At 68.1% G+C, this 21,202-nt stretch carries 22 protein-coding genes; 6 read left to right on the top strand and 16 right to left on the bottom strand.

Annotated elements, in window-relative coordinates:
• Window positions 1-139: 139 nt before the first annotated feature.
• From HZR14_RS12700 to endA, 3 genes are all read left to right on the top strand, one after another.
• On the top strand, window positions 140-472 hold the full coding sequence (locus HZR14_RS12700) for a 4Fe-4S dicluster domain-containing protein (RefSeq protein WP_181693242.1): 333 nt from the start codon (window positions 140-142) through the stop codon (window positions 470-472).
• 80 nt (window positions 473-552) lie between these two features.
• On the top strand, window positions 553-1,278 hold the full coding sequence (locus tag HZR14_RS12695; RefSeq protein WP_181693241.1) for a PDDEXK family nuclease: 726 nt from the start codon (window positions 553-555) through the stop codon (window positions 1,276-1,278).
• Between the two features lie 107 nt (window positions 1,279-1,385).
• Window positions 1,386-2,393: a tRNA-intron lyase gene (gene endA, locus HZR14_RS12690; protein WP_181693240.1), complete on the top strand. Its 1,008-nt coding sequence runs from the start codon at window positions 1,386-1,388 to the stop codon at window positions 2,391-2,393.
• 106 nt (window positions 2,394-2,499) lie between these two features.
• Here endA and HZR14_RS14655 read toward each other — a convergent pair whose 3' ends face one another.
• Genes HZR14_RS14655 through HZR14_RS12675 form a run of 3 tightly spaced genes read right to left on the bottom strand, consistent with a single transcriptional unit; the run spans window position 2,500 to window position 5,305 of the window.
• Window positions 2,500-3,567, bottom strand: coding sequence for an ABC transporter ATP-binding protein (locus HZR14_RS14655; protein WP_181693239.1), 1,068 nt, complete (start codon window positions 3,565-3,567; stop codon window positions 2,500-2,502).
• Window positions 3,564-4,382 (bottom strand): ABC transporter permease, encoded by an 819-nt coding sequence (locus HZR14_RS12680; protein WP_181693238.1) that lies wholly within the window; start codon window positions 4,380-4,382, stop codon window positions 3,564-3,566. Before HZR14_RS12680 ends, HZR14_RS14655 begins: the two co-directional genes overlap by 4 nt.
• The gene (locus HZR14_RS12675; RefSeq protein ID WP_181693237.1) at window positions 4,379-5,305 is read right to left on the bottom strand and encodes an extracellular solute-binding protein; all 927 of its coding nucleotides are present in this window, start codon (window positions 5,303-5,305) and stop codon (window positions 4,379-4,381) included. Before HZR14_RS12675 ends, HZR14_RS12680 begins: the two co-directional genes overlap by 4 nt.
• A 189-nt stretch (window positions 5,306-5,494) precedes the next feature.
• Here HZR14_RS12675 and HZR14_RS12670 point away from each other — a divergent pair, with 189 nt between their 5' ends.
• Window positions 5,495-7,036: a tryptophan--tRNA ligase gene (locus tag HZR14_RS12670; protein ID WP_181693236.1), complete on the top strand. Its 1,542-nt coding sequence runs from the start codon at window positions 5,495-5,497 to the stop codon at window positions 7,034-7,036.
• A 158-nt stretch (window positions 7,037-7,194) separates the two neighbouring features.
• Here HZR14_RS12670 and ygfZ read toward each other — a convergent pair whose 3' ends face one another.
• From ygfZ to HZR14_RS12650, 4 genes are all read right to left on the bottom strand, one after another.
• Complete coding sequence (ygfZ, locus tag HZR14_RS12665; protein WP_181693235.1) at window positions 7,195-8,280, bottom strand: CAF17-like 4Fe-4S cluster assembly/insertion protein YgfZ; 1,086 nt, start codon at window positions 8,278-8,280, stop codon at window positions 7,195-7,197.
• Between the two features lie 486 nt (window positions 8,281-8,766).
• Window positions 8,767-9,069 (bottom strand): DUF6432 family protein, encoded by a 303-nt coding sequence (locus tag HZR14_RS12660; RefSeq protein WP_181693234.1) that lies wholly within the window; start codon window positions 9,067-9,069, stop codon window positions 8,767-8,769.
• Window positions 9,070-9,190: 121 nt separating this feature from the next.
• Window positions 9,191-9,514 (bottom strand): ASCH domain-containing protein, encoded by a 324-nt coding sequence (locus HZR14_RS12655; RefSeq protein WP_181693233.1) that lies wholly within the window; start codon window positions 9,512-9,514, stop codon window positions 9,191-9,193.
• A 104-nt stretch (window positions 9,515-9,618) separates the two neighbouring features.
• Window positions 9,619-9,981 (bottom strand): DUF5518 domain-containing protein, encoded by a 363-nt coding sequence (locus tag HZR14_RS12650; RefSeq protein WP_181693232.1) that lies wholly within the window; start codon window positions 9,979-9,981, stop codon window positions 9,619-9,621.
• Window positions 9,982-10,118: 137 nt separating this feature from the next.
• Here HZR14_RS12650 and HZR14_RS12645 point away from each other — a divergent pair, with 137 nt between their 5' ends.
• Window positions 10,119-11,222, top strand: a complete 1,104-nt coding sequence (locus HZR14_RS12645; RefSeq protein WP_181693231.1) for a DUF2157 domain-containing protein — start codon at window positions 10,119-10,121, stop codon at window positions 11,220-11,222.
• A gap of 220 nt (window positions 11,223-11,442) precedes the next feature.
• Here HZR14_RS12645 and HZR14_RS12640 read toward each other — a convergent pair whose 3' ends face one another.
• Genes HZR14_RS12640 through HZR14_RS12600 form a run of 9 tightly spaced genes read right to left on the bottom strand, consistent with a single transcriptional unit; the run spans window position 11,443 to window position 20,082 of the window.
• Window positions 11,443-13,236: a Na(+)/H(+) antiporter subunit D gene (locus HZR14_RS12640; protein ID WP_181693230.1), complete on the bottom strand. Its 1,794-nt coding sequence runs from the start codon at window positions 13,234-13,236 to the stop codon at window positions 11,443-11,445.
• Complete coding sequence (locus HZR14_RS12635; RefSeq protein ID WP_181693229.1) at window positions 13,233-15,170, bottom strand: cation:proton antiporter; 1,938 nt, start codon at window positions 15,168-15,170, stop codon at window positions 13,233-13,235. The genes HZR14_RS12640 and HZR14_RS12635 overlap by 4 nt, the downstream gene beginning before the upstream one ends.
• Window positions 15,167-16,798, bottom strand: a complete 1,632-nt coding sequence (locus HZR14_RS12630; RefSeq protein WP_181693228.1) for a monovalent cation/H+ antiporter subunit D family protein — start codon at window positions 16,796-16,798, stop codon at window positions 15,167-15,169. The genes HZR14_RS12635 and HZR14_RS12630 overlap by 4 nt, the downstream gene beginning before the upstream one ends.
• Complete coding sequence (locus HZR14_RS12625; protein WP_181693249.1) at window positions 16,791-17,222, bottom strand: cation:proton antiporter subunit C; 432 nt, start codon at window positions 17,220-17,222, stop codon at window positions 16,791-16,793. The genes HZR14_RS12630 and HZR14_RS12625 overlap by 8 nt, the downstream gene beginning before the upstream one ends.
• Window positions 17,223-17,227: 5 nt before the next feature.
• On the bottom strand, window positions 17,228-17,818 hold the full coding sequence (locus HZR14_RS12620; protein ID WP_181693227.1) for an MnhB domain-containing protein: 591 nt from the start codon (window positions 17,816-17,818) through the stop codon (window positions 17,228-17,230).
• The gene (locus HZR14_RS12615; protein ID WP_181693226.1) at window positions 17,815-18,372 is read right to left on the bottom strand and encodes a DUF4040 domain-containing protein; all 558 of its coding nucleotides are present in this window, start codon (window positions 18,370-18,372) and stop codon (window positions 17,815-17,817) included. Before HZR14_RS12615 ends, HZR14_RS12620 begins: the two co-directional genes overlap by 4 nt.
• Window positions 18,369-18,686 carry a monovalent cation/H(+) antiporter subunit G gene (gene mnhG, locus HZR14_RS12610; RefSeq protein ID WP_181693225.1) on the bottom strand — a complete coding sequence of 106 codons (318 nt, stop codon included), beginning with the start codon at window positions 18,684-18,686 and terminating at the stop codon, window positions 18,369-18,371. The genes HZR14_RS12615 and mnhG overlap by 4 nt, the downstream gene beginning before the upstream one ends.
• A complete protein-coding gene (locus tag HZR14_RS12605; RefSeq protein WP_181693224.1) occupies window positions 18,683-18,970 on the bottom strand; it encodes a cation:proton antiporter in 288 nt (95 codons plus the stop codon). The genes mnhG and HZR14_RS12605 overlap by 4 nt, the downstream gene beginning before the upstream one ends.
• The gene (locus HZR14_RS12600; protein ID WP_370464987.1) at window positions 18,967-20,082 is read right to left on the bottom strand and encodes a monovalent cation/H+ antiporter subunit E; all 1,116 of its coding nucleotides are present in this window, start codon (window positions 20,080-20,082) and stop codon (window positions 18,967-18,969) included. Before HZR14_RS12600 ends, HZR14_RS12605 begins: the two co-directional genes overlap by 4 nt.
• 148 nt (window positions 20,083-20,230) lie before the next feature.
• Here HZR14_RS12600 and HZR14_RS12595 point away from each other — a divergent pair, with 148 nt between their 5' ends.
• Window positions 20,231-21,052, top strand: a complete 822-nt coding sequence (locus tag HZR14_RS12595; protein WP_181693223.1) for a pantoate kinase — start codon at window positions 20,231-20,233, stop codon at window positions 21,050-21,052.
• Window positions 21,053-21,202 lie beyond the last annotated feature (150 nt).

Raw genomic sequence — 21,202 nt, 5'->3', positions numbered from 1 at the left:
GGCGGGGTTCATCGAACCGATCACCGAGGAGTTGCCGATCGAATACGCGGTCGAACTCAACCGGCTGATCGAACTCGAAATGGAGGGCTCGCTCGGGTAGTTCGGTCGTTTCGACGACTACTACGGCCCTTCTATATCAATGGCAATCGATCCGCATTTCGAACGGAACCGAGACGTCGTCGATCGACACGAAGCCCACGACGTGTGGGGCCCGGTCGACGAACCCGAGACGCTGGGCATCCACGGAACGCACGTCGCCGTCGATTTCGATATCTGTATCGGCGACGGGGCGTGTCTCGAGGACTGTCCCGTCGACGTCTTCGAGTGGACGGACAGCCCGGACCATCCCGAAAGCGAAATCAAAGCCGATCCGGCCAACGAGTCACAGTGTATCGACTGCATGCTCTGTGTCGACGTCTGCCCCGTTGATGCGATCGACGTCGACCCGGGACGGTCAAAACGGACACGATAGCACACAGCACGTCACCTTCGAACACACGAACTATCCTCCCGCCCCGCGAATTTAAATACCAGTACGCGACCAGACGCCCCATGTCGATCCGAACTATCGCGGGCGACTGTCTCGTCCACTTCGACGGCCGTCGCGAGCGTACCGTCCGCGGCCGGGTGGTCGCCCTGTTGAAGCCCGACAACACCGTCCTCGTCCACGATACGGACGGCTACCAGCCGGTCGCGTGGCTGACACGACCGGAGTCGCTCTCCGTGACCCGCGATCCGCTGTGGCTGCTCGCCAGCGACGGCGAGGAGACGCTCCGAATAGAGGCCGTCGGCGACGTCGCCATCGCCGAACACGACGCTACGGACGCGGGAACGCCGGTCGGGCCGTGTCGCTGCGGCGGGGCGTTGATCCGATCCGGTACCGACGTCACCTGTCTTGGCTGTGCCGATCGGTTCGGCCTCCCGAGCGGTGCGTCGATGACCGACGCGGCCTGTTCGTGTGGGCTCCCCCGGTTTCGGATCGACCGCGGCGGGCGCTTCGAGTTGTGTCTCGACTACGAGTGCGGGTCGTTGCTCGAGGCCGCCCGAGAGCGATTCGACCGGGAATGGACCTGCCCGAACTGTAGCGGTGACCTGCGGATCCTCCGACGGGGCGGTATCATCGTCGGCTGTGAGGGCTACCCCGACTGCGAGACCGGCTTCGTCCTTCCCGATGGGCGAGTCACCGGGTCGTGTGACTGTGGACTCCCGGTGTTCGAACTCCCAAACGGTCCGCGGTGTCTCGATGTCGGCTGTTCGGCGACGGGGAATGGGGCGTGAGTCGGCTCCTTCGCTTGCTCGCCCGTCCGCCGATACCGGGTCGGAGTTCGCCCGTCCCGGGAACACCGACCGTAGCCGATTTAGGCGCGGCACCGGTGGGTCCGGGTATGGAAGGCCACCTGACAGATGGGCTCGTCGAGGTCGGCGCGAACGGCCGCGAGCGCTACTACGACTCGCGGGGATACGGCCGCCCCCGTGGCGAGGGCGTCGATCTCGATCCCGTCGAAGCCGCCCACCTGCTGTACCGCGGCGACCTCGGTGCGGTCGACGGAGCCGATCTCGGCGGCTTTCTCGCGGACAACGACGGGATCGTCGCCCCCTTTCTCGTTTATAAAGACCTCCGTGAGCGGGGATTCTACGCCTCGCCCGCCCGCGAAGGATGGGTCGAAGAGCCCGCGGGAACCGATTTCGTCGTCCATCCCCGCGGCGACGGACCGTGGGACGCCACCGTCGAACACCGGGTTCGGGTAGTCGGCGAGCGCGCGTCGGTGTCCCTCGCCTCGCTCGGGGACGTCGTCCTCGCGGTCGTCGACGAGGAGAGCGAGCTGACGTATCTGGAGACCGGCCGTCCCGATGTCGAAGGGTCGAACGTCCCGCAGGGACTTCCGACGGTCGAGGGGGACCTACTCGGCGACCGCGTGCTCTGTTGGACCCCACCGGCGTCGCTCTACGAGCGGCACTTCTACGGCCAGCCGCTCGACCGCGAGGACGACGCCGTCCAGCTGTCGTTGCTCGAGGCGGCGTATCTCGCCGAGCACGGCGCGTTGTCGGTCGACGGCGGAACGAGCGCGATAACGTCCCGCGGACGCTCCGCGGAGGGCGACCGGTTCGGCCTCCGGTATACCGTCTATCGAGCGCTCCGCGAACGCGGGGTCGTCCCCAAGACTGGGTTCAAATTCGGCGCCGACTTCCGGACCTACGAGACGGTCGAGCACGTCGATGACCTCGGCCACTCCGAGTTGCTCGTCCGGGTGCTTCCCGCCGACGTCGAGCGTTCGCCCCGCGACATCGCCCTCGACGTGCGGCTCGCTCACGGCGTTCGAAAGCGGATGCTCTTCGCGCTCGTCGCGGACGATACGGTTCGATGGCTGTCGGTCGGCCGACTGACGCCCTGATACTGCCGGCTGTCCGTCGCGACCGCAGTTTTCACCCCGGCGACTCGGGTGCCGGGGACAGCCAGCGGTATGGGCGGCCCCCGTAGACGTGTTCGCCCGCCGCGCCTCACCCGCCGAAGACCGTCAGGCCCCGTTCCGGCAGTGCCACGACGATACGATCGCCAACGACCGGTGGCGCTCCGGTGTGCTCGACGATTAGTTCGGCCCCGACCTCCGCCCGCACGGTCACGTCATAGTGTCGTCCGACGTCGGTGACACGGACGACCTCGCCGCACAGCGAGGGCTCCGATTCGTCGGCAGCGGTACCGGCGTCGGCGGACCGAACCGAGAGGGCCGCCGGGCGGACGTGACACGTGATACGGTCGCCCGGCGAACGGCGTCCGTCCATCCGCGGCAGGCGTACCGTTCCCCCGCCGACGTCGACCATCGGTGGATCGCTCCCGATGACCGTCGCCGGAAACGTGTTCGACCGTCCGAGAAACGACGCGACGAACGGCGTCGGGGGCGACTCATAGAGCGCCCGTGGTTCACCGATGCCCGAGACCGTCCCGTCGCTCATCACGACGAGTCGGTCCGCGAGCGCCATCGCCTCCGCTTGATCGTGTGTGACGAAAAGTGTCGTTACCCCGGTTTCACGCTGGATGCGGGCGATCTCGTCCCGTAGCCGTTCGCGCAGTGCCCGATCGAGCGCCGACAGCGGCTCATCGAGCAACAGGACGTCCGGCTGTGGAGCGAGCGCCCGTGCGAGTTCCGCCCGGCGCGTCTGCCCGCCGCTCAGCGACGAGGGATACGCGTCACGCTGCTCCTCGATGGCGACCAACCCGAGGTACTCGGAGACGACCGCCTCGCGGCTGTCTCGTCCGACATCGCGGGCGGCCAACCCGTAGGCGACGTTCTCCTCGACGGTCATGTGTGGATACAGCGTCGATCGCTGGAAGACGAGGCCGACGTGTCGTGCTTCGGGCGGCGCGTCGGTCACCTCCTGTCCGCGGAGCCGAATCCGTCCCGCGGTCGGGTGGACGTGGCCGGCGATCGCCTGGACGATCGTCGTCTTCCCGCACCCACTCGGCCCGAGAAGTGCCACGAGCTCGCCGGAGGCGACCCCGAAGGAGACGCCGTCGACCGCCGTCTCCGTCCCGTACCGGTGGGAGATCCCCTCGAGTTCGAGGGTCACCGCTCGATCACCGACGGGAACCGTCCGAACCGCTGTATCGAGGTCAACACGGTGGCCGTGACCCCGAGGAGCGCGAGCGCGATCGGGACGGTCGCATCGATCCCCCCGGCGATGAAATCGATCCAGAGGCGGGTCGGCATCGTCCGCGGGTTGTACGCGAGCATCATCGTCGCCCCGAACTCGCCGATCGCCCGCGCGAACGTCAGGGTGACTCCAGCGAGGATCGATCCCCGTGCCAGCGGCAACGACACGTTCCGGAACGTCGAGAGGGGACCGTATCCGAGCGACCGGGACGCCTGTTCTAAGCGCTCGTCGACCGACCCGAACCCGGCGCGGGCGGTGATGACGACGAAGGGCGCGGCGACGAACGTCTGTGCGAGGACGACCCCGAGCAGGCTGTCCGTGAGGGGAACGCCGAGCGCCACCGCGACCGATCCGATCGGCGTGAACCGCCCGACGGCCGTCAGGAGCATCGCGCCGCCGACGACGGGCGGGACGACGAGCGGGAGGATCACAAGCGCCTCGACGAGCCGTTTGCCCGGAAACGACCGCCGCGCGAGCACGTAGGCCAACGGGACGCCGAAGACCGCGGCGATTGCCGTCGAGACCGGGGCGGTGAGAAGCGAGTTGCCGATCGCCTCCCGAGCCTGCGGCGTCGACAGCCCGGAAACGACGTTCGCCGTCCCGGTTCGGGTGAGAAACGCGGCGAACGGGAGCGCGAAGTAGACGAGGAGTACCCCACCGAGCGCGGCCGGGACGAGCAGTTCCGGCGCTCGGATCGGCCGCCCGCCGGAGACGGCCTCCGGGTGGCTCATCCCGCGATCACCGCCGGCACGTCGCCGAACGAGCGCGGAAGCGCGTCGCCGACGGTCAACGCCGCCTCGCGGAGCGGACCGGGGGTATCGAGGAGAAACCGAACGAACCGGTGGCCGTTCTCCGTCTCCCCGTTCACCGTCGCGCCGTAGAGGATCGGCCGTCCCTTCGCCGTGTACCCCTCCTCGTCGGTGGTGTATTCGGCAGCCGCGTAGTGGTCGGCTAGCTCGGGGTGGCCGAAGTTGTACGCGTCGGGAAACTCCTGGAAGGCCATGCCGTGATCGATCGCCATGTTGCGGTAGACGATCGCCCCCGCCCGCGAACCGGTCTCGACACCGGCCATCATCTGTGGCTCCTCGGGCTCTTCGTACACCGATGCCGTCATCTCCGCCCGGAACCCCTCGAGCCCGTGTTCGGCCTCGGCGAGGTCGAACGCCTGTATCGCCCGATAGCCGAGCGGGTCGAGATTCGGGTCGCCGATCGCGAGGGTCCCGTCCCCGGCCGACCGGGCCGCCTCGTACCACGGCTCGCCATCGGCGAGGTGTCGCCCGAACTCGGTCGCCTCGTTGTACCCGATCCCCAAGCTATTAGTCGCGAACTCGACGTCCCAGTCGGTGACCGTCCCGTACAGTCGCTCGCGGAGCAGCGTCGAGTCGGCGCTCACGATCACGTCGGGGCGTTTCGTCCGGTCCTCGACCATCCGCATCACCGCGTTTGATCCGTAGTACTCGCCGTGTACATCGATCCCTGTCTCCCCTTCGAACGCGGGGGCGACGTGCTCTTCGAACGTCCGTGCGAGGCTCCCTGCGGCCAGGACGCGTACGTTCGCGGCCGCGGTCCCGAGACACCCGACCGTAGTGCCGACGGCCGCCGCCGCGAGAAACGACCGCCGCGACCGCCGCGGACGCAGACGGGCCGTAACCATGTTATGCTACCCTACGGTGTCTTGTATTGATTAATTTTTCCTACTCACGTAACCACGATACATTATGTCCACGGCGGCAAACGGGATCGGACGGCTCCGAGGCTCCCCGGCGTACCTTTGGGCTCTCGGTCCCTCGAACGCTCCGGCGCAAGCGAACGGTTTTTGAGCGAACCACCCGGACGACTGCCCATGGCAGACGACGGAACCCACGAGAGCGGGGACGGCGGAGCCGTCAACGACGTGGCCCTCGACCCGTGGGGCTCCTCGACCGTCGACGACTACCGGAAGCTCTTCGAGGAGTTCGGCATCGAGTCCTTCGACGACGTACTCCCCCGAGTCCCCTCGCCGCACTACCTGATGCGCCGTGGCGTCATCTTCGGCCACCGCGACTACCGGCCGGTCGCCGAGGCGATGCTCGAAGGCGAACCCTTCGCCACCCTGTCCGGCTTCATGCCGACCGGCGACCCCCACATCGGACACAAACTGGTCTTCGACGAACTGATCTGGCACCAAAAGCAGGGTGCCGACGCCTACGGTCTCATCGCCGACATGGAGGCACACGCCGCCCGCGGGCTGTCGTGGGACGAGATCGACGAGCACACCGAGAGCTATCTGCTCTCGCTTCTGGCCCTCGGGTTCGACCCCGAGGAGGGGACGCTGTACCGACAGTCGACGAACCGCGACGTGCAGGACCTCGCCTTCGAACTCGGAACGAAGGCGAACGCCTCCGAACTGGGGGCGATCTACGACTTCGACGGCGAGACGGAGGTCTCCTACATGCAGTCGGTCGTCACCCAGATGGCCGACATCCTCTATCCGCAACTCGGGGAGCCGAAGCCGACCGTCATCCCCGTCGGCCCCGACCAGGATCCCCACATGCGGTTGGCTCGCGACCTCGCGGGCCGGATGCGGTATTTCGGCGTCACGGAGGCGTACGCGAGCTTCGAGTTGGGCGACGACGAACGGGAACTCGTCGCCGATGCCTACGAGGCGCTCGCGGCCGAGGCCGACGACCCCGAATCCGGCGTCCGGTGTCACGACGCTGCCGAGTGGCTCCGTTCGGAGCGCCCGCCCGTTGGCCCCCTCGAAAGTGCGATCGAGACGCTCGACGCCGGCGGCAAGGAGCCGCTCCGTCCCCGCGTCCGTTTCCTGAATCGCAACGCGACCGACGAGGCCTTCGAGGCGCTCATCGAGGCCGTCGAGGGCGAAAAACGCGTCTACGAGGGTCACATCGACAGCTTCGAGCTCTCGCGATCCGAGGCCGAGGAGCTGGCCCGGGCGGTCGAAACCGACTACGGGGGCTACGGCTTTCTCCCGCCGTCGTCGATCTACCACCGCTTCATGACCGGGCTGACCGGCGGGAAGATGTCCTCGTCGGTCCCGGCGAGCCACATCAGCCTGCTCGACGACCCCGAAGACGGCTACGAGAAGGTCAAATCCGCGACCACGGGCGGCCGCGAGACGGCGGAGAAACAACGCGAGCTGGGCGGAGAACCCGACGAGTGCCCCGTGTACGAACTGTACGCGTACCTGCTGTCGGGCGACGACGACGAGTTCGCGACCCGCGTCTACGAGGAGTGTGCCGGCGGCGAACGTCTCTGTGGCGGCTGCAAGGAGCAGGCCGCCGAACTCATGGCCGGGTTCCTCGAGGAACACCAAGAGAAACGCGAGGAAGCGAAGGAGGTTCTCGACGGTCTCGACGTCGACTTGGAGAGCGACCGACGGCAGTGACCGGCCGAGTGCGGCGGCGCTCGATCCAGCGGTGCGGCACGTATTGATCCAGTTCGTTCAGTGGCGGAGAGAGACGCCATACGGACCGTTATCGTCCGGGAACGGTCGCCGCCTACACCGTTCGGGCGGTGATCGGTACATCGGTACGGCGATCCGTATCACTCGTACTGTGGAAGCCGCCGCGACCGGGCCGATCCCTCGACGAACGGGAGATCGACGAGCTCGGCGTCGACGTCGTCGCCGTCGATCCGAACGTACAGCCCGCCGGCATCGAGGCCGTACTCCACGAGTGCGAGCGCGATCGGGGCGTCCAGTGCCGGGCTGTAGTCGCCGCGGGTCACGTCGCCGACGTGTCCGTCGCCGTCGAAGACCGCCGCACCCACACCGGGGACCACTTCCGGGCGAAGCCCGACGAGTCGCCGGGACGGCTGCCCGCGGTTTTCGATCTTCGAGACAATCTCCTGGCCGACGTAACAGCCCTTCTCGAAGTCGAGGGCGTTCCGGAGGCCGAGGACGTTCGGGACGGTGCCTTCGAGTTCCGTTCCGAAGAGCGGTGTTCCGGCCTCGAGCAGCAGGTATTCGAGGGTCCGGTAGCCGAACGGCGCGGCGTTGAGGCCGTGATTTATGAGCGCGTCGAAGACCTTGCCCGCGTCGTCGGCGTCGCAGATGACCTCGTATCCTTCCTCGCCGGTCAAATCGTCGGTCCGGACGACAGTCACACCCCAGTCGCCGAGCGTGCCGCGGACGAACGACAGCGGTTCGTCGGGCGATCCCGGTCCCGTCAGTACCGACGCGATCTTTTCGGTCGCCTTCGGGCCGTGGACGCCGAAGACGCCGAAGTCGTCGGTCGCGGCCCGGACGGTCACGTCCTGGATGAACGTCTTCTCGGACCACTCGGCCGCGAGCTCGTCCGCTCGCCCCGGCGGGACGAAACAGAGCAGCTTCTCCCCGGCGCTGTAGACGTACAGCTCCATCTCAATCCCGCCCTGCGCGTCGAGCAACAGCGCGTAGACGCCCTCCCCGTCCGTCTCGGGGACCCGGTTCGAAACGGCGTTATCGACGAAGTCGACCCGATCGTCACCGGTCACCTCGAGGACGCCGTAGCCCATCTCGACCGTCCCGACGACGTTTCTGACGGCCTGATGGACCCGCTCGGGGCGGCCGTAGTGGTCGACGACCCGGCGGTCGCCGCGTTCTGTGAACGTCGCGCCGTGGGATTCGTGTAGCTCCGCAACGACAGTCATTAGTGAGGAGAACGGACCGGAGAAGTAAAACAGCCGCGTCTCCGCGGGCGGCCCCCGCCCCCGCCCCCGCCCCCGTGTCTCCGCGTCCGGGAGGGTTGGATGTCCGCGTCCGCGAGGAGTCGGTCCTCCGCGTCCGGGAGGGGGCCGGACGTCCGATCACGGCGCTCGCCGGCACTTCGCCGAACGCCCACGTATCGGGCTCCGATGGGCGTTCCGCGCCACCGCTCCCGACTCGCTCGTGGGAGCGGGACGCCCGGCCGACATTCAAACGCGAAAAAAGCGTGTGTCTGTCTGTGAACCGTCCCATCGAACCAATGGGGCGGGACGAGAACCCCGTGCTTGTGGGCGCTGTGTCCGCGGCGGATGCAGGGGCCGACGCGGAAACAGGGACCCAACCCTCAGCGGAGCCGTCCGGCCGAGCAGGGTAGAGGTCGGGTAGGGGTCGGGGTAGAGGTCGGGTAGGGGTCGGAATGGAGGTCGGGTAGTTCACAGCCCGAGCTTCTCGCGTAACCCGTCGAGGAGCGACGACCCTTCCTCGGAGGTATCGGCATCGAACTCCGGGACGACGCGGTCGTCCGGATAGATCCGCATCGGCCCGTCGCCGTTCTCGACGGTGATCAATCCCGCCTCCTTGAGCTCGGCGAGCGCCGTCTCCAGTTCGTCGATGTCGGCCTGGACGTTGGTCCTGAGTTCGAACACCGTTGCGCCTTCCTCCGTCCGGTTGACGAGGGCATCGAGCACCGCGACCTCCGTTCCGTCCCGGTCACGATACTCCCGCTTCGCCTGCATGTCAGCCCGTTCGTCCGGGGGTATCTTAACGGTTCGGCGCGTTCCGTCGGCGGGCGGTTTCGAGCGGACGCTGTGTCGGGGAGCAACGGGGCGGCCCCGAACGTACCGGCCGATCCGGGTGTCAGTCGGCCGGCTCGAAGCGATAGGTAACGATCTCGCTCGTCCCGTCCCACTCGAAATCGCCCGGGTGGACGCGTTCCATGCGCTGTTTGTACGCCTCGAGCGAGGGCGACCCCTCGAGTCGCGCGTCGGCGTCGGTGAGATCCCCAAGCGTCCGTTCGTCGACGGCCGTCACCTCGAAGTCCGTCCCCCCGAGGGCGAAGGTGTCGCCCGCCTCCGCGTAGCGGTTCGCCGCCCCGCGGCTCAACTGCGTTATTTCGCCCTCGAGGACGGCGTCCTTCACGCGGTCGTTCGGGAGCAAGGCGTCGGGGGCTATTTCGGCCATACGGGAGGATGGGTCGCCGGCCACTTATACTGCCGGCCCTGCCCGTTCCGGGCGATCCGTCCTGGGGGGACGGGGCTCGCCACGGACGTCCCTCGACGGGACAGTTACCGGGCGAAAAGCCCACCGACCGCGCCACCGATCGCGCTGTCGACGGCGAAGACGAACGCGACGAGCGCGCCGACCGCGAAGACGCCGACCCCGCCGAGCAGCCCGAACGGCCCGCCGACGGTGATCCCGACGAGCGAGACGACGAGCGCGATCCCGAGCGCGACGACGAGGCCGCCGATGGCCCCCGACAGCAAGCCGTGCCACGCCCCGCGTCCGATCCCCCCGCCGGCCATGAATCCGGCGACGCCCCCGGCCAGCAGGCCGGCCCCGACGTGGCCGACGACCGGGATCGCAAAGGCGAACACGCTCGCGACGACCCCGACGAGAAAGCCCACGAGAACCGCATTCCAATCCGTCATACCTGCCGTAGGCCGGACGGACGGATATGGATGACGGCCGTGAGGTCCGGGACGACGCTGACGCCGCCGATATCGACGGTCCGAGCGGAGCCGACGATCGGCCGAACGTATAAAGGTCCGGCGGTTGACCGCCGACCATGGACCCCGATGCCCTCCGAGCCGAAGTCGACGAGTGGGTTCGAGACGGGATCGTCACCGAAGAACAGGCCGAGGCGATCCTCGAACGGTACGAGACCGACGATCCGGGCCGGTCCCGCGCGGTCGTTGCGCTCTCCGCCGTCGGTGCCGCCCTCGTCTTCGTCGGTATCACGTGGTTTCTGGCGACCAACTGGGAGGACCTCTCGACGGCCGCACAGGTCGTCGTCCTGCTTGCGGGACCGGGACTCGCCTACCTCGGCGGTGCGAGTGCCTACCGGCGCTCGCTCCCGCGTGCCGGACTGGTGTTATCGGTGCTCGGTGCGGTGTTGGCCGGACCGTCGCTGTTTTTGCTCGCCGATCTCGCCTCGACGTCGATCGAGGAGGTGTGGCTCCTTCTCGCGTGGACCGCCGTTGCGCTCCCGACCGGTCACGTACTCGACTCCCGGGCCGGAACCGGATTCGGACTCCTCGTGCTCGGCGGGCTCGTCCTCGAACTCGCCGGTCCCGGCGACCCGACTGCACCGCTCGCGCTGCTCGGGATCGGGCTGTTCGGGCTCGCCGGTACCCGGAGCGAGCGCGTTGGTTGGGCCTATCGGACCGTCGGCACGGCGTTCGCCCTTGCCGGCCTGCTCGTGGTGACGACTCTCGACGGCAGCTTCGATCGGTTCGATCTCGACCTCTCGGCGACGCTCGGTGTGCTCGCTCTCGGCGCGGCCGCCGCCGTCGGCTGGTTCGGCGTCCGACGCGACCGCGCCGGCCTCCTGTGGGCGGCGACGGCGTTCGGGGCGACCGCCCTCGGAACGGGGACCGCGCTCGCGGCTCCGGGGACGGTCCCGAACGCAGTCGCCGTCGTCCTCGTCCACGTCGCCACCCTCGCTTCGGTCGTCGCGACCGGCTACTACGGCTACCGGACCGGATCTCGGCACTTCGTCGACATCGCCGCGGTCGCCGCGCTCGCACAGACGCTGTCGTTCGTGGCCGCGACCGTCGTCGACGCGCTCTCGGGGGCGATCGCGCTCGTCGTCGCCGGAACAATCCTCATCGTCGCGGGAGTCGCCCTCGAACGGGGCCGTCGGTCGGTCCTCGCGCGGGTCGAACGGTGACTCCACCCCGAACGGGGAGCCGTACTGCCGGCGATCCCGCCCGTACGCCACGCGCGTCCCCCTGGGCACGACCCCCGTCACGAACCGTCGCCGGCGGTATCACTCGTCGTCGCGCCCGGTGGGAGCACGCATCCCGGCGTCCGACGTCCGCTCGCGGGGCTCGGCTTCGGCTTCGCTGTCGATCGCCTGTCCTCGGAGCGTCTCGATCCGCGGGGGGAGATCAAAGCAGCACCAACACCGTGAGCCCGACGAGCAGCGCCAGCGTCAACAAGAATACGCTGGCGCTCGAGGAAGCCCTGAGCCGGACCGTCTCCGCCCCGTCGCCGGCCGGCAGTTCGTCCACATCGACGCCGGGGAGGCGCTCTGCCGTCCGGTAGGCGTACCGACCCGGATCGCCCCCCACGCGCATCGACGCGCCGGCGCCCGCCATCACGGCCCGGTCGACGGCGGCCCAAAGCTCCGTGACGCCCCAGGTGAGCCCGCGGTTCAGATAAAAGCCCGCGGGGAAGACGACGCGGTCGACGTCGGGCAGCCACGCAAGCCGGGTGATCGGCCCCTTCAGCCCGAAGAAGGCGGCGAATCCGACGACCAACAGGACGACGCCCTCGGTGAGGTGGCCGGTGCTGTAGGGGTGCAGTTCGGCAACGAGCGTGTCGCTGAAGGGCAACAGCTCGAACAGCAGTCCGGGTGCGAGCCCATAGAGCAGACAGAAGCCGCCGACGGCGAGCATGGCCACGGTCTGGCCGGGCGTGGCGTCGGCCGGCTGGAGGGTGGACTCGCCGTGGAAGAAGATGTAATAGCCCAGTTTGATGAACGACATGAACGTCCCGATCGCGCCGAGGATCAACAGCCACCACAGGACGTCGCCGTACAGCGCGGTTCCCGCGAGCCCCAACTCGACGTTGTGGACGTGATGTGCCTCGTCGAGGATCATCCCCTTCGAGACGAAGCCGTTGGTGCCGGGGACGGCGGTGATCGACGCCGCGCCCAACAGATACGCGAGAAACGTCAGCGGCATCACCTTCCAGAGGCCGCCCATCTTCTTGATGTTCTGCTCGCCGGTCCGGTAGACGACGACGCCGACCGCCATGAACAAAAGCGCTTTATACAGGATGTTGTTGAACAGGTGCGCCAACCCGCCCGCGACGGCGACCTCGGTGCCGATGCCGATCCCGGCGAGGATGTACCCGACCTGCGCCTGGATGTGATACGACAGCAGCCGCCGGGGATCGTACTGCAACAGCGCGAAGAACGCGCCGTAGACGGCCATCGAGCCGCCGAGGTAGGCGAGCCACATCCCGCCGTCGGGGAACGCTCGGTACATTACGTAGGCGGCGGTCTTGGTCGTAAACACCGACAGGAAGACCGACGCGGCGACGTGGGGGCGCGGGTAGGTGTCGGGCAGCCACGAGTGCAGGAAGATGAACCCGCAGTTGATTCCGATCCCGATCGCGGCGAGGGGGGCGGCGACGTCGGCGATCCCCGAGGCTGCGTAGCGGAACGAGCCCTCGCTGACGAAGTGGACGACGACGGCGGCCAACAGGATCGAGCCCCCGGTGCCGTGATATAACGCGTAGCGGTAGCCGGCCCGAACCGCCGCGCCGCCGTGGTGCCACACCAAAAGCGTCGACGTGACGGCCATCAGCTCCCAAAAGAAGATCATCGAGAGCCAATCGCCCGCGAAGACGAGACCGGCGGTGCCCGCGACGTAGCTCATCGCGAAGGCGGTCATCACCCGCGGCGCTTCGGTCTCGTGGGCGTAGACGACCGCCGCCGTGGCGAGGGTGGCGACGGCGACGGCGACCAGACGGGCGGGGTCGTCGACGTTGAGAAAGACCACGTCGAAGCCCAGAAACCGCGTCTCGAGGTAGGTACCGTTCGACAGCAAAAGCGCCTGGACCCCGATCGTGGCGGTCGCGAGCGCGGCGACGGCGTGGCCGGCGAACCGGGGGAGGAACGCGACCGCGACGGCGGCGATCGCGACGTAGACGAACGGCGGGACCGACTCGATCATGCCGGCACCTCCGTCCCCGAGAGGACGCCCTCGACGATGAGTTCGATCAGCTCGAGGAAGCCGAGTTCGTAGGGGATGATCCCGACGAGGACCGCGCCCGTCACGGCCACGAGGATCGGCCCGAGCATGAACCACGTCGTCTCCTCGCCCCGGAATGCCTCGGCGGCGGAGAGCCGTCGCCACCCGCCCGGCGGCGGCCCCTCGTGGTGGGCATCGTAGTCGTCCATCTCGTGGGCCGTGTCGGCCTCCTCCGCTGCGGTGTGGGCCTCCGCACCGTTTCGTCCCTCCGAACCGTTTCGGGCCTCGTTGCGATCCTCGCCGCCGTCTCGGGTATCCTCCTCCGGCGTCGTGTGGTCGCTGGGGTTGGCATCGACCGCATACTTGCCCTCGACCAGCGGCGCCGGCTCGCTGTAATCGCGGCGTTCGCCGGGCGATCCCGAGCCCGAGAAGTCCGGCCGGAGGTCCGTCGGGCCGATGTCGGCGTCGGCGTCTTCGTCACCGGGATCGCCGCCGTCGGTCACCGCGAGCGTCGAGCGTCGTTCGCCGCCGGGTCGGTGATCGACGAGCGGCTTGGCGTCGTGGTCGTCCTCGGCTTCGAAGAAGGCCGTGTAGACGACCGGCCAAAAGTACGCGATGTTGAGCACGCCGGAGACGAGAAGCGCCCCCGCGAGATAGTAGCCGACGGGCGCGAACGTCCCCATCTCGGCCGCGCCGATGAGCATGTAGTACTTCGAGACGAAGCCCGCGAACAGCGGGATGCCGGCCATCCCGGCGGCCGCGAGCGCGAACGCGCCGAAGACGACCGGCATCCGCTTGCCGATCCCCGCCATCTCCGAGATGTGGTCGGTGTGGGTCTCGACGTGGGCCGCGCCGGCACAGAAAAAGAGCGTGAGTTTCATGAACGCGTGGGCGGGGATGTGCAAGAGTGCGCCGATCAGCCCGTAGGGGCCGAATATTCCGAGGCCCAACACGATATACGAGAGCTGTGAGACCGTCGAGTACGCGAGGCGCTGTTTGAGGTGATCCTTTCGGAGCGCGATGAACGACGCCGCGAGAAGCGTAAACGCCGCGAGCGTCGAGATCGCGACACCCATCCCGATCCGATAGGCGACCTCGGGACCGAAGACATAGAGCGTCACGCGGGCGACCCCGAACGCGCCGGATTTGACGACCGCGACCGCGTGGAGGAGCCCGGAGACGGGCGTCGGCGCGACCATCGCGGTCGGGAGCCACTGGTGCAGCGGCATGAGCCCGGCCTTGACGCCGAAGCCGACCGCGAGCAGGAGGTACGCGAGTTGGACCGCCGACTCGTTCGAGTTCGCGACGTCGGCGAGGCCCTCGATGCCGCCGGGCGTGAACGTGACCGTCCCGGCGAGGAAGAAGACCAAGACCGTCCCCGCGAGGACGAGGACGCCGCCCCCGAACATCGTGTAAGCGAGGTATTTCCGGCCCGCCGAGCGCGCCTCGTCGGTTCCGTCGTGGGCGACGAGCGGGTAGGTCGCGATCGAGAGCAACTCATAGAAGACGAAGATCGTCACGAGGTTGCCCGCGAAGGCGATCCCCATCGTCGCCGACAGCGAGGCGGCGAAGGAGGCGAAATACCGGGTCTGGCTGTGCTCGTCGAGGCCGCGCATGTAGCCGATGCTGTAAAACGAAGTCACGATCCAAAGCAAGCTAGCCAGTGACGCGAACAGGGTCCCGAGCGGGTCGGCCCGGAGGACGAACTCGATGCCCGCAACGAACTCGCCGGCCGAAAAGACGTACGTCTTCCCCGCCAGGACGCCGGGCACCATCGAGGCGACGAGCCCGAACTTCGCGAGCGCGACGACGACCGTGACCGCCTCGCGGACGTTCGGGCGGCGGTGGGCCGCGAAGATGCCGAACATCCCGAAAAACGATACCAACACGACGTACAGCGGGAAGTTGTCCATCATAGTACAGCCTCCAAGAACGGTCCGAGGAACCCTTCGAAGACCGGCCCGGCGAAGCCGAGCGCGACCGCGGCGACGGCGATAGCGGCGACGACGAACACCATTCCGAACGAGACTGGACGGGTGCCGGTACCGGCGTTGATCTCGGCCATTCCAGCGTCGTCGACGTCGACGTAGGCCCCCACGTCGGCGGACACGTCGTCCGTGCCGGCGTCCGCATCAGCGGACACGTCGTCCGTGCCGGCGTCCGCGTCGCCTCCGCCGTCGGAGCGCAACCGGACGTCCGCGGCCGGAACCGCGCCCTCGACATCGTCGGGGGGGCGGAAGTACAGCGTCTCCAGCAGGCGGGCGACGTACAAAAGCGTCAACAGCGTACTGAAGAGGACAACCGCGGCGACGACTGGTGCGCCCGCCTCGATGGCTCCCCAGGCGATGTACCACTTGCCGAGGAAGCCGACCGACGGCGGGATCCCGACCAGCCCGAGCAACAGGATCCCCATCGCCGCGACCGTCACCGGCGATCGATACCCCAGGTTGGCATACTCCCGGACGGTCCGGACGCCGTAGGCGCTCGCGATGACGCCGACCCCGAGGAACAGCCCGACCTTCATCAGCCCGTGGCCGACGAGGTGGATCGCCCCACCCAGGAGGGCCTGCTCGGTCCCGAGGCCGAAGGCGGCGACGATCATCCCGAACTGGGCGACCGAGGAGTACGCCAACATCCGCTTGACGTCGGATTGGATCACCGCCAGCACGGAGCCGGCGACGATGCTCGTCGTCGCGAACGCGACGAGGGCGTCCCCGGCCAACGGGACCGCCTCGAAGAAGGCGGGCGTGTACACGGAGTAGATGATCCGCGCCAGCGCGTACGCCCCGAGCGTCGAGACGAGCGCGGCGATATAAGCGGTCACGGTGTCGGGTGCCTCCGCGTAGGCGTCGGGCATCCAGGTGTGCAACGGGAAGATGGCGGCTTTGACCGACAGCCCGACGGCGACGAAGCTGAAAGAGGCGACGACGAGTGGATCCGAGTAGCCGACGGTCTCCGGGATCGCCCGCGACAGCTCCGCCATGTTCAACGTCCCCGTAGCGACGAACGCGAAGCCGATGCCGACGAGGTACATCGACGCCCCCGCCGTCCCGACGAGGAGGTACTTCAGCGCCGCGAGCGCCGAGCGCCCCGAGCGACCGGCCGCGACCAACGCGTAGGTCGCGAGGCCGACGATCTCGAGGAAGACGAACATGTTGAACACGTCGCCGGTCAGGCCGATACCCATCAGCCCGCCACAGAGCAACAAGAAGGCGCTGTAATACGTCTTCTCTCTGGCCCCGCCGCGTCTGGCGTAGCCCAACACGGCGAGCGTCACGACGGCGATCAAGAGCACGACGGCCGCGGAGAAGCCGTCGGCGACCAACTCGATGCCGTACTGACGGGGGTAGTTCCCGAGGCTGTGGACATATCGGCCCTCCGTAGCGACCCGCGAGGCGACGAAGACGGCGAGACCGGCCTCGACGAGCGCGGCGACCGTGGCGATGGGCCACCCGACCGAATCGAACCGGAGGCCGACGAGCAGCGGCAGCGTCGCCGCGAGGATCGGTACCGCCACGAGCAGGGCGAGTTCCGGATTACTCATCCATGACCTCCCGGATCGTCTCCTCGTTGAGCGTGCCGTACTCCGTATACAGCCGGACGATCAACGCCAGCGCAACGGCAGTGAGGCTGACGCCGACGACGATGGCGGTCAACACGATGACCTGCGGCAGCGGACTGGCGTACGCGCCGACCGCGCCACCCTCGCTCGGGATCGCGGGGACCGCCCCGCCTCGGACGTAGGCCATCGAGACGAAAAACAAAAAGATCGCGCTCTGAAAGAGGTTCAGCCCGATGACCTTCTTGACGAGATTCGGGCTCGCGATCATCATATACAGTCCGATCGCGAACAGGAGCGCGAACGTCGCGTAGGCGTACCGCGTCGAGAGGGCCGAAAGCGCAAGCGGGACGGTTGCAACGCCGTCGAGAGCGGAGAGGGCGAGCGAGCCCCCACCGGGGGCGGACAGGGCAGTCACGCCCCCTCACCCCCGTTGGGGTCGTAGCCGTCGGCGGTGAGAAAGAACAGCCCCATGATGACGCCGGAGACGATGGCGGCGACGCCGCCGATCTCGATCGCCTCCATCCCCCACTTCGTCGCTTTGGGGCCGACGAACGGCTCATAGAGGCCGTACTCGAGGAACGTCCCGCCGAGCGCGAGCGTCCCGAGTCCCACGCCCACGAAGACGATGACGCCGCCGGCACCGAGGCCGGTCATCAGCCCGCTGCCGACCCACTCGCGAGTCGGCCGTATCCCGAAGGCGAACGCCAACATGAGGACGACGACGCCGACGAGCGCACCGCCCTGGAAGCCGCCGCCCGGCGAGTTCGCGCCGTGGAATGTCAAAAAGAGCCCGTAGGTGAGGACGAATGGCGTCACGACCCGGACCGCCGTCATGATGATTTCGCTTTCGGTGTAGGGTCGGGCGGATTCGAACTCGACGGCGGTGTCGACGTCGGTATCCGCCTCGGAGGCGACGGCGGCGTCGACGTCGGTATCCGCCTCGGAGGCGACGCCCGCGTCCGAGTCGGTGCCGACGCCCGTGTCGGGGTCGGGGTCACTCACACGAAATCACCTCGATGGAGGACGACGACGACCGCGACGCCGGCTGCGAAGACCACGACCGCCTCCCCGAACGTATCGAAGCCACGGTAGGAGGCGAGAACGGCGGTGACGGTGTTGTGTACGCCGGTCTCCGCGTAGGATGCGGCGAGATAGTGGCCGGTGACCCCCTCGCCGGGCGTTCCCGCTGCGCCCGTCACGGGCGTCGTCCCCCCGAGGAAGTTCCCGGCGGGGATCGCCCCCACGACCGAAAGCAGGACGGCGGCCAGCCCGGCCGAAACGGTCGCGGCGGGCCAGTTGACCGCCGAGAATATCTCCTCGGCCCCCGGACGCGTCGTCTTCGTGATCGTCACGAGCAACAGGATCGTCGTCACGCCGGCCCCGATCGCCGCCTCGGTGATACCGACGTCGGGCGCGAGCAACAGCGTATACAACAGCGCCATCCCGAGACTGTAGGCGGCGAACAGGATGATGACGGCGAGCGTATCGCGCAACAGCGCGGTGGCGACGGCGGTGAGGATGACGAACGCCGCGAGCGTAAAGCCGAGCAGGCTCATCGTCGCTCGTCCCCCTCCGTCCACGGTTCGATTCCTTCCTCGTACGCCGCGCGCGTGACCGCGTGTGCGGCCGTCGGATTGGTAATGAAGATGAACACGAGCAGGAGGACCGCCTTGATGACCTCGGTTTCGGCACCGTAGGCGAGCACGACCGCCCCCACGACGAGGCCCGCGCCGAGCGTATCCGTCTGGGAGGCGGTGTGGGCGCGGGCGTACACGTCCGGCAGCCGGAGCACGCCGACGATGGAGACGAACGTAAAGAAGACGCCCCCGGCGAGCAACGCGAGGATCGCGGCGAGACGGAACTCGTTCATATGACGTCCCCCCGTTTGACGGTGAACTTCGAGATGGCGACGGCCATGAGGAAGTTCAAAAGCGCGTACACCAGGGCGATATCGAGAAACGACTCGCTGTCGAGGGCGACAGCCAGGAGGGCCAGGATGATGACGGTGTTCGTCCCGAGGACGTTGACCGCGATGACGCGGTCCTGCATCGTCGGCCCCACGACGGCCCGATAGAGGACGGCGATGGCGAGCACGACGAGTACCGCCGCCGCCGCGAGGAAGGCGTCCGTAAGCGTCGGGACGGCGAGCGTCACGGCAACTCCTCCTCGCCACCGTCGGGAGGGGCCGGGGCGGCGTCCGGGCCCTGCAGTTCCTCGTAGTCGCCGCGCTCCTCGGGGCTGGGAATCGCGGCGGTCCGCCGCCCGTAGAAGACGAACCGGACGGCACGTTCGAGCGAGCCGGCGGCGATACCCTCGCGTGCGCCGGCGAAGAGACCGTGAACGTAGAGATCCTGGCCCTCGGTTCGGACGGTGAGCGTTCCCGGCGTGAGCGTGATGCTGTTCGCGAGCGTCGTCAGGGCGGGGCCGCCCCAGACGGCCGACCGGACCCGCGTCAGCCGCGGGTCGATCGGCAGTTTGGGGTGGAGGATGATGTACGTGATCACGACGTTCGATTTCACGATCTCATAGAGCAGGTACGGGACGAACAACACGAGCCTGACGAACTGGGGGAGGAGCGAGCGGATCCGCGTCCGGTCCGAGAGCGAGACGGTATAGAGCGTTCCGGCGACGATGCCGGCGGCGAGGGACCCGGAGAACAGCTCATAGAAGAAATCGAAGCTGTCGCCGGTGACGATGCTAAAGCCGCCGAGTAGCTGATAGAACAGAAACGAGACGCCGAACAACAGGCCGAACTGGAGAGCGCCGCCCGCCCGCGTCAGCCGGGAGCGGCGGACGGGCCGGCTAGTGGGTGCTTCCGACACCTCGAAGCCGCGCTTCGCCAGCGCGACCTCCATCGGGCGCAACAGGGGGACGTTGCCGCCGGGGCTGTACTCGGGATCGACGAGGATCCGTTCGATTTCGTGCTCGTCGGCGTATTCGGCCAGTACCGCCGCGTAATCGTCAGGACTGAACAGATACTCATCGGAGCCGATGACGTTCGTCCGGACGGTCGGACCCCCCTCGGGAGTGTCCTCGTCCGCCCACACCGAGACGCGGTCGAGGAGCCGCCGGACGGCCTCGCGGGCCGCGCGGTCGACATCGCCGACGTGGTGCCACGTGACCGGTGTCACGAAGTGGGCCTCGGCGAACCCCTCCTCGGCGGCGGTCTCGATCGCGTTGGCGACCGTGTTCCGCAGTGTCACCGACTCGCCGACGGGAACGAGCAACGCGTCCCCTGGGGCCGGGTCCTGTGTTTGATCAGCCACGGGCGTTCACTACGGGACAGTTCAACCACCCACAGCAAAACCGTTTATCATTCCGATCGCCGGGACGGCAGGGGTACGAGTGGAGGATCCGATCGGAGCGACGGCCACTATTACAAGATTTAACACGATCCGTCCCGCAGGCCACGCCATGGCAGATTCGGCGCGCGCGTTCGTCCCCGGCCACGTAACGGGGTTTTTCAGCGCCCATCCCGACGACGATCCGACGAAAGCCGGCTCCCGCGGGGCCGGGATCACCGTCGACGACGGCGTCACGGTCGAACTCGAACCCGGCGACGGACTCGAACTCAACGGGGAGGACGCGACGATCGGAGCCGTCGACCGGGTGCTCGGTGCGTTGCGCGCCACCGCCCACGTCGTCGTGGAGACGGACCTCCCGCTCGGGGCGGGCTTCGGCGTCTCCGGAGCCGCGGCGCTCGGGACCGCGCTCGCGACGAACGCCGTCTTCGACCGCGGGCTCTCGGAGAACGAACTGGTCACGGTCGCCCACGGCGCGGAGGTCCAAGCCGGGACGGGCCTCGGCGACGTGGTCGCCCAGGCCCGCGGTGGCGTCCCGATCCGGCTCGAACCGGGCGCGCCGGCCCACGGCGCGATGGACGGGATCCCGGAGCATCAGTCCGTAGAGTACGTCAGCTTCGGCGAACTCCCGACCGAGGAGATCATCGCCGGCGACACGGCCGAGTTGACCGCGGCCGGCAACCGGGCGTTGTCGGCGCTCGTCGCCGAGCCCACCCTCGGGACGTTCATGGAGACCGCCCGGCGATTCGCCCGCGAGGCGGGGCTTTTGACCCCCGACGTCGAGGAGGCGGTCCGCGAGGTCTCGGCGGCCGGCGGGGAGGCGTCGATGGCGATGCTCGGCGAGACGGTGTTCGCCCTCGACGACGGCCTCTCGGCGGCGGGCTACGACGCCGAACGGTGTGTGGTCTCGTTGGCCGGCGCACACCTGCGGTGACGTACGTGACGTCGCGTTTCGCGTCGGCTCGGCCCAGCTAAGGGTGTCGAGGAACTGGGGCTGCGTCCCTTCTTATAGTATAGTACACATCGATCGCACTGCCGCCGTGCGATCGAGTGTGTATTGTCTTCCGATCTCTACTATAGCCAT

This window comes from Natronomonas salinimetallica (assembly GCF_013839515.1).
GTDB lineage: Archaea > Halobacteriota > Halobacteria > Halobacteriales > Haloarculaceae > Natronomonas.
Note: the sequence above shows the minus strand (reverse complement) of the source record. Positions and strands in the feature narration are given on the sequence as shown.

Bases quoted from the DNA above. Each gene is read 5' to 3' on its own strand.
- HZR14_RS12700 (WP_181693242.1), top strand. From the start codon at position 140: ATGGCAATCGATCCGCATTTCGAACGGAACCGAGACGTCGTCGATCGA.
- HZR14_RS12695 (WP_181693241.1), top strand. From the start codon at position 553: ATGTCGATCCGAACTATCGCGGGCGACTGTCTCGTCCACTTCGACGGC.
- endA (WP_181693240.1), top strand. From the start codon at position 1,386: ATGGAAGGCCACCTGACAGATGGGCTCGTCGAGGTCGGCGCGAACGGC.
- HZR14_RS12680 (WP_181693238.1), bottom strand. From the start codon at position 4,382: ATGAGCCACCCGGAGGCCGTCTCCGGCGGGCGGCCGATCCGAGCGCCG.
- HZR14_RS12675 (WP_181693237.1), bottom strand. From the start codon at position 5,305: ATGGTTACGGCCCGTCTGCGTCCGCGGCGGTCGCGGCGGTCGTTTCTC.
- HZR14_RS12670 (WP_181693236.1), top strand. From the start codon at position 5,495: ATGGCAGACGACGGAACCCACGAGAGCGGGGACGGCGGAGCCGTCAAC.
- ygfZ (WP_181693235.1), bottom strand. From the start codon at position 8,280: ATGACTGTCGTTGCGGAGCTACACGAATCCCACGGCGCGACGTTCACA.
- HZR14_RS12660 (WP_181693234.1), bottom strand. From the start codon at position 9,069: ATGCAGGCGAAGCGGGAGTATCGTGACCGGGACGGAACGGAGGTCGCG.
- HZR14_RS12655 (WP_181693233.1), bottom strand. From the start codon at position 9,514: ATGGCCGAAATAGCCCCCGACGCCTTGCTCCCGAACGACCGCGTGAAG.
- HZR14_RS12650 (WP_181693232.1), bottom strand. From the start codon at position 9,981: ATGACGGATTGGAATGCGGTTCTCGTGGGCTTTCTCGTCGGGGTCGTC.
- HZR14_RS12645 (WP_181693231.1), top strand. From the start codon at position 10,119: ATGGACCCCGATGCCCTCCGAGCCGAAGTCGACGAGTGGGTTCGAGAC.
- HZR14_RS12640 (WP_181693230.1), bottom strand. From the start codon at position 13,236: ATGATCGAGTCGGTCCCGCCGTTCGTCTACGTCGCGATCGCCGCCGTC.
- HZR14_RS12635 (WP_181693229.1), bottom strand. From the start codon at position 15,170: ATGATGGACAACTTCCCGCTGTACGTCGTGTTGGTATCGTTTTTCGGG.
- HZR14_RS12630 (WP_181693228.1), bottom strand. From the start codon at position 16,798: ATGAGTAATCCGGAACTCGCCCTGCTCGTGGCGGTACCGATCCTCGCG.
- HZR14_RS12615 (WP_181693226.1), bottom strand. From the start codon at position 18,372: ATGAGCCTGCTCGGCTTTACGCTCGCGGCGTTCGTCATCCTCACCGCC.
- mnhG (WP_181693225.1), bottom strand. From the start codon at position 18,686: ATGAACGAGTTCCGTCTCGCCGCGATCCTCGCGTTGCTCGCCGGGGGC.
- HZR14_RS12595 (WP_181693223.1), top strand. From the start codon at position 20,231: ATGGCAGATTCGGCGCGCGCGTTCGTCCCCGGCCACGTAACGGGGTTT.